Source organism: Empedobacter sp. 225-1, assembly GCF_030328185.1.
In the GTDB taxonomy this organism is placed as follows: domain Bacteria; phylum Bacteroidota; class Bacteroidia; order Flavobacteriales; family Weeksellaceae; genus Empedobacter; species Empedobacter stercoris.
In genome coordinates, this window is the sequence record NZ_JACALO010000018.1 from 15344 (window position 1) to 29164 (window position 13821).

Annotated in this window: 11 protein-coding genes and 2 tRNA genes; 2 read left to right on the top strand and 11 right to left on the bottom strand. The window is 32.1% G+C overall.

Translation table 11 applies throughout. The features are described from left to right. Positions 1 to 38 precede the first annotated feature (38 nt). From prfA to HX088_RS06975, 4 genes are all read right to left on the bottom strand, one after another. Entirely contained in the window at positions 39 to 1130 is a 1092-nt protein-coding gene (prfA, locus tag HX088_RS06960) for a peptide chain release factor 1 (RefSeq protein WP_171623193.1), read from the bottom strand. A 108-nt stretch (positions 1131 to 1238) separates the two neighbouring features. After that, on the bottom strand, positions 1239 to 2603 hold the full coding sequence (locus tag HX088_RS06965) for a T9SS-dependent choice-of-anchor J family protein (protein WP_260544340.1): 1365 nt from the start codon (positions 2601 to 2603) through the stop codon (positions 1239 to 1241). Between the two features lie 189 nt (positions 2604 to 2792). Then, positions 2793 to 4979 carry a glutamine synthetase III family protein gene (locus HX088_RS06970; RefSeq protein WP_188319654.1) on the bottom strand — a complete coding sequence of 729 codons (2187 nt, stop codon included), beginning with the start codon at positions 4977 to 4979 and terminating at the stop codon, positions 2793 to 2795. 259 nt (positions 4980 to 5238) lie between these two features. Continuing rightward, positions 5239 to 5652 (bottom strand): DUF4293 domain-containing protein, encoded by a 414-nt coding sequence (locus HX088_RS06975; RefSeq protein WP_171623190.1) that lies wholly within the window; start codon positions 5650 to 5652, stop codon positions 5239 to 5241. A gap of 176 nt (positions 5653 to 5828) precedes the next feature. Between HX088_RS06975 and rho the strand changes: the two genes are divergently transcribed. Next, positions 5829 to 7484, top strand: coding sequence for a transcription termination factor Rho (gene rho, locus HX088_RS06980; protein ID WP_286483760.1), 1656 nt, complete (start codon positions 5829 to 5831; stop codon positions 7482 to 7484). Positions 7485 to 7536: 52 nt separating this feature from the next. Here rho and HX088_RS06985 read toward each other — a convergent pair whose 3' ends face one another. The 7 genes from HX088_RS06985 to HX088_RS07015 form a co-directional block, all read right to left on the bottom strand. Further along, a complete protein-coding gene (locus tag HX088_RS06985) occupies positions 7537 to 8145 on the bottom strand; it encodes a DUF6331 family protein (RefSeq protein WP_286483761.1) in 609 nt (202 codons plus the stop codon). 68 nt (positions 8146 to 8213) lie between these two features. Continuing rightward, positions 8214 to 8297, bottom strand: a tRNA-Leu gene (locus tag HX088_RS06990). A 24-nt stretch (positions 8298 to 8321) separates the two neighbouring features. Next, a tRNA-Gly gene (locus tag HX088_RS06995) sits at positions 8322 to 8394 on the bottom strand. A 167-nt stretch (positions 8395 to 8561) separates the two neighbouring features. Next, on the bottom strand, positions 8562 to 9041 hold the full coding sequence (locus tag HX088_RS07000; protein ID WP_286483762.1) for a DNA-deoxyinosine glycosylase: 480 nt from the start codon (positions 9039 to 9041) through the stop codon (positions 8562 to 8564). A gap of 87 nt (positions 9042 to 9128) precedes the next feature. Continuing rightward, positions 9129 to 11045 (bottom strand): ABC-F family ATP-binding cassette domain-containing protein, encoded by a 1917-nt coding sequence (locus HX088_RS07005; protein ID WP_286483763.1) that lies wholly within the window; start codon positions 11043 to 11045, stop codon positions 9129 to 9131. A 44-nt stretch (positions 11046 to 11089) separates the two neighbouring features. Next, complete coding sequence (locus tag HX088_RS07010; protein WP_286483764.1) at positions 11090 to 11551, bottom strand: hypothetical protein; 462 nt, start codon at positions 11549 to 11551, stop codon at positions 11090 to 11092. Positions 11552 to 11562: 11 nt separating this feature from the next. Next, on the bottom strand, positions 11563 to 12621 hold the full coding sequence (locus tag HX088_RS07015) for an NAD(P)/FAD-dependent oxidoreductase (RefSeq protein WP_286483766.1): 1059 nt from the start codon (positions 12619 to 12621) through the stop codon (positions 11563 to 11565). 329 nt (positions 12622 to 12950) lie between these two features. Here HX088_RS07015 and HX088_RS07020 point away from each other — a divergent pair, with 329 nt between their 5' ends. Next, complete coding sequence (locus tag HX088_RS07020; RefSeq protein WP_225532496.1) at positions 12951 to 13748, top strand: endonuclease/exonuclease/phosphatase family protein; 798 nt, start codon at positions 12951 to 12953, stop codon at positions 13746 to 13748. The last annotated feature ends 73 nt before the right edge of the window (positions 13749 to 13821 follow it).

Sequence of the window (13821 nt, forward strand, 5' to 3'; positions counted from 1 at the left end):
GAGATGGATTTTTGTTTATTATATTAATCAGATGAATATTAGAAATCTTCTTCTGATCCTTTCAATTTTTCTGCATTTTCTGCCACTTTCAACGCATCAATCATTTCTTGAATATCTCCATTCATAAAGTTATCCAAATTGTAAATCGACTTATTGATACGGTGATCCGTTACACGTCCCTGCGGATAGTTGTATGTACGAATTTTAGCCGAACGGTCTCCAGTTGACACTAAAGATTTACGTTGAGCCGAACGCTCTGAATGTTTTTTCTCGAATTCTATTTCATACAATTTTGTACGTAACAATTGCAATGCCTTCTCGCGGTTTTTATGTTGCGAACGCGCTTCTTGACAAACAATTACGATACCTGAAGGTTTGTGTGTTAATTGAACTTTCGTTTCAACCTTATTTACATTTTGTCCTCCCGCACCAGACGAACGAGCTGTTTGATATTCTAAATCTGCTGGATTAATCACCACATCCACTTCTTCGGCTTCTGGTAAAACCGCAACAGTAATCGCCGAAGTATGCACACGCCCCTGAGATTCTGTTTCTGGAACACGTTGTACACGATGAACTCCTGATTCGTATTTCATCGTTCCATAAACTGCATTCCCTTCCACTTGCATCACCAACTCTTTGTATCCTTTTCCAGATGCATCAGAAGTATTCAAAACTTCATGTTTCCATCCTCTTTCTTTAAAATACATCGAATACATACGGTAAATGTCTTCTACGAAAATTGCTGCTTCATCTCCTCCTGTACCAGAACGCAATTCAACGATAACGTTTTTATCATCTTCTGGATCTTTTGGAATCAACATCATTTTGATCTCTTCTTCCATTGCAGGAATTGCATTGATTGCTTCATCTTTTTCGATTTTAGCTAATTCAACCATTTCTGCATCAGAACCGTCATTAATGATTTCGTCTGCTTCTTCAATCGCATTTAAGTATCCTTCGTATACTTTTTGAATCTCTACGAAATCTCTTAAATCAGAATATTCTTTGTTTAATTTTGCATAACGAGCTTGATCTGTCACGATATCTGGTTGGATGATCAAATCTGCCACCTCATCAAATCGTTGTTTAATTGCTCTTAATTTATCTAATAGACCTAAATCTGCCATATACTTTTATTGGATTGCAAAGATACAATAACTCAAGTGATTCAGAAAATTTGAATAAAAAAAACCGATGAAAAATCATCGGTTTTGTATTCTAATCTTAGTTAAAAATTATTTTTTAACTAATTTTTTCACAACTTTGCTTGTGCCATTATTAATTTCTAAAATATAAACTCCTTTTGGTAAAGATGAAATATCGTAAGAATCTGCGTGTTTAAATGTTTTAACTTTAGCTCCATTTAGATTAAATAATTCTAAAGTTACTTTAGATTTATCTGCATTTGAGTCTAAGTTTACTTTGAATGAATCTTGAACTGGATTTGGATACACACTAACAGCTTTATCTGATTTAACAGTTGATGTTCCTAATGTTTTCAATTTTCCTTCAACGGATACATTATCAATATTGATTCTGTACATATCTGATACATTAAAGTGTCTGAATGTAATATAGATTTTTTGTCCTACAAATTCTGTTAAATCTACTGATCTTTCAGTTTCTGTACCAGGCAAGTCTTTTTCGGTAAACACCTGTTTGAAATCTGATTCATTAGAAGTATCGTTAGTTGTAGAAATATAAACGGCATAATTCTCTTTGTTATACAATGGATCAGAAGCAAAAACTCCATATTTCAAAGTTGCTTTACCGTCTACATTTGTTAAATCAATTTCTGGAGATGTTATCCAGTTATCTGGAGTTAAAGGACCATAATCATTAATATAAGATGCCGAAGTAATTAATGGACTGCCAACAGGGTTACCTGATGCATCTGTTGATTGAACAGCTGTCCAATTAAATTTGTCTCCATCTTTATCTGATAACTTCCAATCAGAAATATCTACATCGTCAAAATTATCTGACCAAATAACATCACTTGTTGGATCTGGATCACCTCCTCCTGAAGATTCTGTCACCTTTATATCATCAATTAATAACATAAACATATCAGTAGAGTTATTAACAAATGCTATTCTTACTTGCTGTCCTGCATAGTCTTTTAAATTGAAAGTTCTTTTTTTCCAATCACTATCTTCAGCTGACACGCTTAATATTTCAGTTTTAAAATCAGCTATTGCATTACCTCCTGTAGAAATCATGACTTTATAACCGTCAGAAAAATCTGGGTCTTGCGCTTTAGCTTTCCATTCTAAAACAGGATCTTTAGCATCTTTAAGATCAATAACTGGTGAAATCAACCAATCGTCTGATGTTCCTGTTGGACTGTACCATGAAGTACTCATTGCTGCAAAGTTTCCCATAGGTCCACCATAATTTCCATTATTTCCTTGTCGATCAATAGAATTCCATCCATTTGTTATGAAATTCACTGCAGACGCAGGCTTATTCTTATCATTATCTATAACTGTCCATGCGCTAATACCTGGTCCATTCCCATCAAAATTTTCTTCAAAAATTTGTGCTGATAGCGTTGCAAGAGACGATAAAGTCAATAAAGAACATAAAATTTTTTTCATAAAAAATTCATTTTAAGTGTTAATTAATATTAATGTTACTATAAACTTATAGAAAAAAAAATATAAAACACAATATTGCCTTATCAAAACGCTTAATTTATAACAATTCAAAATAAATGACATATATCACTTGTTTAAACAAAAAAACCGATGAAAAATCATCGGCTTTGTATTATATCATTAAAAATATTATCGGGTAAACAATAACTCTCTATATTTTGTTAAAACCCAATATTCGTTATCCACCATCAACTCTAACTTATCTGCATGGTAACGAATTTCGTCATAATAAGGTTTTACTTTATCACAATAAGCGTGAGCTTTTTCTTCTAAAGACTCCACCACATTTGCCTCCTTACGTGCATCCATCATCAAGTGTAATTTTGCATTTAATTCGTTAACGTGCATCGAAATTTTCTTCAAAATAATTAATTGCTCTCCAGCATATTGTTCATAGTCGTCTCCGAATATATCTTTGAATCCTTTAATATTTTTGATTAACAAGTTTTGATATTTAAAAACAGTTGGGATAATATGATTTCTTACTATATCACCTAAAACACGTCCCTCTATCTGAATTTTCTTGATATAATCCTCTAATTCGATTTCGTAACGAGCCTCAACTTCTGTATGATTCATCACATTTACTTCCGCAAATAAATCCAACGATTTTTGAGAAATTTTTGCTTTTAAAGCTGCTGGAGTTGTTTTATGATTTGATAATCCACGACGAACCGCTTCTTCTTCCCATTCTTTACTGTATCCATCACCTTCAAAAAGAATATGTTTGGTTTCTTTGATGTATTCGCGTAAAACGTTAAAAATTGCTTCATCTTTTTTCAAACCGCTTTCAATCAACGTATCAACTTCTTTTCTAAAATCCATCAATTGTTTGGCAACAATAGCATTCAAAGTTGTCATTGCGTTTGCACAGTTTGCTGTAGAACCAACCGCACGAAACTCGAATTTATTTCCTGTAAATGCAAATGGAGAAGTTCGATTACGATCTGTATTATCTAATAATACATCTGGAATTTTCCCAACGACATTTAATTTTAGATCCGTTTTTTCTTCTGGAGATAACTTCCCTGTCGAAACACCTTCTAATTCTTCCAATACTTTTGTCAATTGCTGACCAATAAAAATTGAAATAATAGCAGGAGGCGCTTCATTTGCACCTAAACGATGATCATTAGAAGCTGATGCAATAGATGCACGTAATAATTCTTCATAAATTGAAACCGCTTTTATTGTATTAATAAAAAATGTCAAGAACTGTAAATTACTATTTGGCGTTTTGCCTGGCGCTAATAAATTCACTCCTGTATCAGTTGCCAACGACCAGTTATTGTGTTTTCCAGATCCATTAACACCTTTGAACGGTTTTTCGTGAAATAACACTTTAAAATGATGACGCTCTGCTACTTTTTGCATGACATCCATTAATAATGAATTGTGGTCAACCGCTAAATTTGTTTCTTCAAAAATTGGCGCTAATTCAAATTGATTTGGAGCAACTTCATTATGACGTGTTTTGACAGGAATTCCTAACAACATACATTCGTTCTCTAAATCGCGCATATAATTCAACACGCGAGTAGGAATCGATCCGAAGTAATGATCCTCTAATTGCTGTCCTTTTGCCGAAACATGACCTAACAATGTTCTACCAGTTTGTAAAATATCAGGACGAGAAGCTGCTAAAGCATCGTCAATTAAGAAATATTCTTGTTCCCAACCCAAAGTTGGTGTAACTTTCTTTACATTTTTATCAAAAAATTTCGCCACCTCTGTAGCCGCTTCATCTATAGACAAAAGTGCTCTTAACAATGGGGCTTTATTATCTAAAGCTTCACCTGTATACGAAACAAAAACGGTAGGAATACACAATGTTGTTCCAAAAATAAATGCAGGAGAAGTAGGATCCCAAGCTGTATACCCGCGTGCTTCGAAGGTATTTCTGATTCCTCCATTCGGAAAAGAAGATGCGTCTGGCTCTTGTTGAACCAATAATGATCCACTAAATTTTTCTACTGGATCTGCTCCATCAAATGAGGTTTCAAAAAACGCATCATGTTTTTCTGCTGTAGTTCCTGTCAGAGGCTGAAACCAATGTGTATAATGCGTAACTCCTTTACTCATCGCCCATTCTTTCATACCTAAAGCTACAAAGTCTGCCATTTTACGGTCAATTTTAGTACCATAATCCATTGCAGAACGTACTGCTTTGTATGCTTCCGAAGTTAAATGCTGACGCATTACTTTGTCATTAAATACATTACTTGCAAAAATATCTGATTTTTTACCTAAATCAGGAACGCTAACCGGCTTACGATTACTTGCGGCTTTTAAAGCTTCAAAACGAAATGATGTCATAAAGAAATAATTTATGTTGTTTTATGGTACAAAAATAAATAAAAAATAAACACAAAATAAAACTACCCCCTATTTTTTAGGGGTTAATTGAAAATTAATATAATATAACACTTCGACACCCCTGTTTTAAACAGTCAATAAAATAAAAAAGTAAAATTCTTCTTTATTTTATATTAAAATGTAATTAATAGAAACGAAAAAAGCAGTTTCAACACGTTGAAACTGCTTTTAGACACTCATAATATAAAAAGTTTTTGGTCTATCTGAATCTATCTACTGATTTTACAAGATCATCATCCTTCTTAATCAAACGATTGGCAATTGACAGAAGCACAATCGAAGCTAAAGGAACTAATGCCCAAATACCTTTCTCAGAATTTCCTTCTCCAGGTAATGTTAATAGACAGTAAACAAAAGAACCAATTAATAAAACATTCAAAATAATATTTAACCATCCCAAGCTAATCTGTAAGCTTCGTTTTTTAAAAAACATAATGGTTAAAAACGAAATTAAAGCTGATGAGAAAAAGGCTAATGAAAAAATGTAATCTCCTTTCTCTGGATTTTGCAACCATTGTAATGGAATATCAAATAGTTTATCAAAATTCATGGCGAATATACTCGAAATTATTCCACTTAAGAATAAATATATACTTTGCTTTCTTTGAATCATTTCTTAAATTTCGAATACAAATGTAAAAAAACTTTTTGAGTTTTTATAATTATTCGTACTATTGCATTAATAAATCTCAAATTTATTCGCTTTGTAACAATTCTATTGTTATGATTCCCAATTACTTTATTGAATAAAAAAAAATATAAACACATTAATACCTTCATTATAGGATTATGTTTGATATCGAAAAATTAAAATCATTCAAATTACCAGATTTACAACAAGTTGCAGAGCAATTAAAAATCGATGGGTATAAAAAATTAAAAAAAGGCGAGCTGTTAGATACTGTCTTAGCTTTTATTAATACTCAACCAAAAGTTGAGGAAAGTGTTAAAACAAAAGCAGAAACGAAACCTGCTGTAAAAGAAAAAGCACAAGAGAAAACCGAAAATCTTCTTGTTGAAGAGAAGAAACCGAAACGTAAAAGAGTTCAAAATCCAGAAGTAGAAACTCATCAAAAAGAGACTATTCAAGAAGAAGTCAAAATCGAAAAGATGGATAATACTTCAGAAGAAATAGACAAAAATGAGGAGAAAAATCCTCGTGTTAATAAATTTCAGGAACGAGCGAACAAAAGCCAAGACCTGAAAAAAAATAACAATCAGAAGAGAAACAATCCATCTGATCAACGTAATCAAAACGAACCGTCTCAACAAAACAATCACCCCAACCAACAAAATCAAAAAAATAAATACCGCGCTGCGAATTATGAATTTGATGGAATTATCCAAACAGAAGGTGTTTTAGAGATTTTACCAGATAACAATTATGGTTTTTTACGTTCGTCAGATTTCAATTATTTATCATCTCCTGATGATGTTTATGTTTCTCAATCTCAAATTAGATTATTTGGATTAAAAACGGGAGATACAATTACAGGAGAAGTTCGCCCTCCAAAGGAAGGTGAAAAATATTTTCCTTTAATTAAAATCAAAGAAATTAACGGACGAACGCCCGATTATGTACGAGATCGTATCGCTTTTGAGCATTTAACTCCACTTTTCCCTAACGAGAAATTCAATCTTAGTAATTCAAAATCGTTATCAAATCGCGTAATTGATTTATTTACACCAATTGGTAAAGGTCAACGTGGGATGATTGTAGCACCACCAAAAACTGGTAAAACTACCTTATTAAAAGATATTGCGAACGGAATAGCACAGAATCATCCAGAGGTATATTTGATTGTTTTATTAATAGACGAACGCCCAGAAGAGGTAACAGATATGAAACGCTCTGTAAACGGAGAAGTAATTGCTTCTACGTTTGATGAAGAAGCAAATCGTCACGTAAAAGTTGCAAATATCGTTTTAGAAAAAGCTAAACGTATGGTAGAATGCGGACATGATGTAGTGATTTTATTAGATTCTATTACGCGCCTTGCTCGTGCTTACAATACGGTTTCTCCTGCATCTGGTAAAGTTTTATCTGGTGGTGTTGATGCAAATGCATTACACAAGCCAAAACGTTTCTTTGGAGCTGCACGTAATATCGAGAATGGAGGTTCTCTTACAATTATCGCAACTGCATTGATTGATACAGGTTCTAAAATGGATGAAGTTATTTTCGAAGAATTTAAAGGAACTGGTAACATGGAATTACAATTGGATCGTAAGATTTCGAACAAACGTATTTTCCCTGCGATTGATTTAGTAAGTTCTTCTACGCGTAAAGATGATTTATTATTAGACGATAAAACTCAACAACGCATGTGGGTTTTAAGAAATATGCTAGCAGATATGAATCCTGTTGAAGCAATGGATTTCTTACATCAACGAATTAAAAACACTCGTAGCAACGAAGAGTTTTTAATTTCTATGAACGGTTAAAATTGTTCTTAACATAAATTCAAAACCATCTAAAGCAATTTAGATGGTTTTTTTATTGAAGATTTAATTCTATCTGAAATTTAATATGCTGAACTAGTTCTAAAAACACATCTTTATTAAAATATTGATTTAGATAATTACTATAAATTTCATTATTTTGAAATGATTCTATTTCTATAATTAGATCATTAAAATTTATTAAAAGTTCTTCAACATCGAAAGATTTAACAGTTTTACTTATTGTATCGGAAGTAAAATCACAAGCACTTATTCCACAACACTCAAAAACACATTCAGTAGAAAGTGATTCCCAAAAGCTATAAGTTTTCACTAATAAATTATCAATATTAATAGACTTAATATCCTTTTCTAAAGGTATCCATTTTATGTATTTATCTTCATCAATCTTAATATCATCAATACAATGAATATTTTTATTTGAAAATACAGCTGCTTGAATAATATCCTTCTCTTTCTTATAAATTAATTTAAGAAACATATACAAAGAATCAATTTTTCCTTGAGAAAGTTGAATTAAAGAACTTTGAATAATACGTTTTTCATTGGAAAGCTTAGAGAAATCTATGTTATTTAATAAATAATATGCTTTATCTACTTCAGAATCTTCAAAACTTTGTTGTATTTCTTTTATTAGAGTCATACAAATTAATTTATAAAAATAAAGATATACAAAAAAAGCCCAAGAAAATAAATTCTTGAGCTTTTTTGTACCTCAGGCGGGACTTGAACCCGCACGTCCTAATGGACACAGGATTTTAAGTCCTGCGTGTCTACCAATTCCACCACCAAGGCATCCACTTCTAAGAAAGAAGTCAGAGCGGGAAACGAGACTCGAACTCGCAACATTCAGCTTGGAAGGCTGACGCTCTACCAATTGAGCTATTCCCGCGATTGTGAGTGCAAATATAGAACAGCTTTTTTAATTACAAAACTTTTAGGAAACATTTTTTTATAATTATTTTACATATAAAGCTAAGTTTCTCATCATAAAATTTTTAAGCTAAAAAATAATTTTATTTTTCTTTGATTAATTATTTTGAACATGAAAAGATTATCCTAAATAATTGCTTTTTTCCAGATTTCAATCAATCGTTCGTAAGAAAATTGGGCATTTGCAGGACTTGTACTTGGCACAGAAATATACTCTATGAATGTTTTTTTTTCAAAATATTTCCAAAATAATTGATACGCATTCTTTCCATTGAAAATTATTTTCTCGATTGTAGGATGTTCATTCAAAAATTCATCAATTTGATTTGGCGAAACATTTCTCATATCCACATCCATGCTTCCTTTTCGTTCAGCAGAATGCGCAACATCCCAAAGCGCTAACTTATTTTGTAAAATAAGTTGATTTCTTATTTCATAATCTTCTGAAAATTCTGTCTTGAAAATCTCAAACATCATTTTCCAAAATCTATTACGCGGATGCCCATAATATTGATTGACTTCTAACGATAAATCCCCAGGTAAAGAGCCAAGAATTAATGTTTTTGGTTGTTCTGATGTAATTGCAGCAAAAGATTGTTTATGCATTTTGTCTTATTCTAAAATAGAATGTACAAAAAAAGTGCTGCAAAACTGCAGCACTTTAATAAAATAATATTTTTGAACGATATAATTTTAGAAAATTTGCTCAGATATTTCTTCCCATTCTAACATTTTCTTATCTAAATCATTTTTCAAATTTGCATATTTATCCAATTCTTGTTGGGTTTGAGAACCTGCGTGTAATTTATTTTCTAAATCCGCAATCTTCGTTTCCAAATCTGATATCTCTGTTTCTATACGAGACAATTTATTTTTTAGGCGTTTCTGCTCCTTCTCTTCTTCAAACGATAAAACACGTTTAGCTTGCTCTATTTTAACCTCAATTGGCTTTTCTTCTTTTGGTGCAGCTAAAGAATTTCCTTTCTCGACTTCACGGAAATTACCCGCTTTAATTTGCGCTAAATAATCATCAATTCCAGAAAGATATTCTTTGACTTGACCATTACGGAAATCAAACACTTTGTTTACTAACCCTTCTAAAAATTCGCGGTCGTGCGAAACTAAGATTAATGTTCCTGTATATTTTTGTAAAGCTTTTTTCAACAATTCTTTCGATACTATATCCAAGTGGTTCGTCGGCTCATCCATAATTAAAACATTAAATGGACGCAACAATAATTTACATAAAGCCAAACGATTTCGCTCGCCTCCCGAAAGTACCGAAACTTTTTTCTCTACCGCTTCGCCTCCAAACATAAAAGCTCCTAAATAATCGCGAACATGTTTACGTGTTTCTTCTGTTGCAGAATTTTCTGCCTCTTCTAAAACGGTTAATTTATCATTTAGAACATGTGCTTGATTTTGAGCAAAATAACCAATCTCAACATTATGACCATGTTTAATTCTTCCTGTATAAGGTTGTTCATTGATAATTGCACGAGATAAAGTTGTTTTCCCTTGACCGTTTTGTCCTACAAAAGCTACTTTTTCACCACGATTAACATAAAATGAAACATGATCAAAAACTTGATGATCACCAAATGCAACACCAACATCATCTAATTCGAAAATAATTTTTCCTGGTTGAACTGCATCCACAAATCGGATATTCATTTTGGTTACATCATCATTTTCAATTTCGATGCGATCTATTTTGTCTAATTTTTTGATTAATGATTGTGCCATCGAAGCTTTGTTGGCTTTTGCACGGAATTTCGAAATCAAATCTTCCGTATGCTTAATCATCTGTTCCTGATTTTTTTGCGCTTGTTCTAATTTTTCGCGGCGATCTTCACGCAATTCTAAATAACGTGTATAATTTGCTTTAAAATCGGAGATGTGACGATTCGCAATTTCAATCGTACGGTTGGTTACATTATCCAAAAATTGACGGTCGTGCGAAACCAATACAACTGCACCAGGATAATCTTTCAAGAAATCTTCTAGCCAGATAATCGAATCGATATCCAAGTGGTTTGTAGGCTCATCTAAAAGCATCACATCATGTTTTTGCAACAATAGCTTTGCTAATTCAATGCGCATTCTCCATCCACCAGAAAACTCTTCTGTTGAGCGATGAAAATCTGAACTTTTGAAACCTAAACCAATTAAAATTTGTTCAATTTCAGCGTCTTTTGTGTAACCACCTAAAAGCCCGAAACGTTCTGTTAAATGCGAAATATCTTCGATTAACTTTCCGTATTCGTCCGATTCGTAATCTGTTCTTTCGGCTAATTCTTTGTTGACAAAATCAATACGATTCTGTATTTCAACCAATTGTTCGAAAGCAGAATCAGCTTCTTGCCAAACAGTTCTTCCTTGTACAAAATCAATATCTTGCGATAAATACCCGATTGTTACGTCTCCTTCGTAGACAACTTCTCCTTCTGAAGCCTGTTGACTTTTGGCTAAAATTTTAAGTAACGTCGATTTTCCAGCCCCATTTTTACCTACTAAACCAACACGATTTCCTTTGTTGATGCGGAACGAAACGTTTTCGAATAAATATCTACCCGCAAAATAAACTCCTAAATTTTGTACTAATAACATTTTGCAAAAATACAATGTTTTTTGATAGTTGAATACAATGAAGTTTAAGGTTTTATACGATAACTAAAAAAATACAACAGAAAACTAATAACAACAGAAATTGTAGCAGGCACAAAATAGGCAATTGCCAAATTATTTGTTTGAATAAAATTGATTGGAAGATGTATTAATTTGAATTGAAAAACAAAGAAACACACTGCTACAATTACAACTGAAATTTTCCAATCGTAATTACGTTTATGGTTAATAATAGATGCTACAATATAACCTAAAACTATTCCTACGAAACTCAAAATCGATTTCATTATCGCCAAATGTTTTAGCTTTTCACTAATTCCAAACTCATCACTTTTACGTACCAAAAAAGCAAAATTATCTTTTCCCATCGAATGAATTAATTCAATCAAATCTAATTCTGCCAAGACATAAAATTGTTGAATTCCTAAGAATAACAAAATACTTGCAACGAGTTGAAGTACGAATATTTTAATGTTAAAGTTGTTCATCAGAAGAAAATTTAAAATCGATCATAAAAACGTTTAATATCGGCTTCTTTATCGATAGTTTGATTGTTCTCTAAAAAATCATACAATTCATCGACCATGACTGGCGCCAGCATCGTTCCACGCGTTCCCATTCCATTTAAACAAATCAATTGCTGATATATTGGATGCGCACCAATAATTGGGCGACGATCGACTACTGTTGGTCGGATGGATGCGTGCTGTGCCACAACTTCAAAATCTTCTTTGAAAAAATTCTGAACCCCATCCACCAAATATTGTTTGGCTTCTGCTGTATTTTCGTAATTGACATGATCACGATCGTAGGTTGCACCAACAAAATATTGATTATTTTCTAAAGGCATCAAAAATTCTTTTCCTTTTACTACAGCTTCAGGCAGTGTGGCTTTTGTTTCTATTTTCAACACTTCTCCTTTCACACCAATAACGGGTAGATTTTTGAAATATGGATTATTTAAAACATTGTAACCTTCGGCAAAAATAATCTTATTTGCTTCAATGTTTTTATAGTTCGTGTGATTATCGTGCATAATCAAGGATTCAAAGTCAAATTCTTCATCAATATATTGATTTTGTTCAATCAAATAATTTTTGAAATCATTCAAAAGATTAGTCAAATCAACTCGACCAGTGTGCAAAACTTCTCCCGAACCTATAGGGTTATTGATTGCTGAAAAATCATTCAATTGCTCTGTGTCTGTCGCTAAATAATCAACTAAATCTGGATGAGTCATTGCTTTTTTTAGCCATGTTTTTTTCTCTTGTTCATCATTAAAAACACGATAAACTGGAAAATTGTAGATGTATTTTTCGTTCAATAATTCTTCAAACTGACCAAAAACTTCGCGCAAACGATTAATTTGATTTGTCGCATTCCAAACAATTGAAAAACGTTTTAGCACAACCGGATTGAATATTCCTGCTGCAATTGCCGATGCTTTATGAAAATGATTGTCAATCACTACAAAAGATTTATTTTCTTGCAATAATTTCATCGCCATACAACTTCCTGCAACACCTTGTCCTACGATAATATACTCTACTTTGTTCAATTGATAAAATTTAAGAACAAAGGTAGATAATGTTTCTATTTTTATTATCTTGTTATACAAAAAACATCCATATTATGCAAATACTCTTTATTTTTCTTTCTTGCCTTATTCTTATTTCGGTAATTATTCCTTTTTTCAAACATAATCATTGGTCGGTAAGAGTTTTTGATTACCCACGTTTTCAAAAGCTTATTTTAGTTATTCTCACTTCATTTCTATTCATTTTTGTAGAGAAAAATTCGACTACGATTAGTTTGTTCGTATGTCTTATTTTTTCAGCAATTTATTTGCTTTGGGTCATTCTTCCCTATTCGCCTTTTGGAAAAAAAATGATCAATCAAGTTGAATTAAAACCGAATGAAAAACCTTTAAATTTATTAGTCTACAATGTTTTGCAAGACAATACAAAATACCAGAATTTAGTTCAATTAATCAAAAAACGAAATCCCGATATTGTGTTTCTTCTGGAAACGAATAATGAATGGATGAATCAAATACGTGAAGCTACAAATGATTATGAGTATAAGATAGAAGTTCCTTTAGACAATACTTATGGTTTATTATTCTACTCGAAATTACCCATTAAAAACCAAGAGATTAATTATTTAATTAGCACTGAAATCCCTTCAATTATTGTTGACATCGAGTATAATAATCAGATTGTACGTTTGTATGGTTTGCATCCTACACCACCTGTTCCACAAGAAAATGAAGAAAGTACTGAAAGAGATGCTGAAATTTTAATGATCGGAAAACAAGCCAAAGAATACGGAAAAGCATGTATCGTATTTGGTGATTTAAATGATGTTGCGTGGAGTAGAACAACCCGCCTGTTTTTGAAGACATCTCAACTTTTAGATCCTCGAAGAGGTCGTGGAATGTTCAATACTTTTCATGCGCATCATTGGTTTTTACGTTGGCCTTTAGATCACTATTTCTTGAGCTCTCAATTTCGATTAATTGAAATGATTAGAGAAGATAATATTGGTTCAGATCATTTCCCAATTGGCTTAAAAGTCGTTTTAAGAAGTGATGATGATTCAGGAGAAATGAAGTTAGATCAAGAAGAAAAAATAGAAGTTGAAGAAAAAATAGGAGATGGAATTGAAAAAGGTGATGCGAATTAAATTTTAGATTTTAGATTTTAGATTTTAGATTTTAGATTTTAGATTTTAGGTTTTAGGTTTTAGATTTTAGATT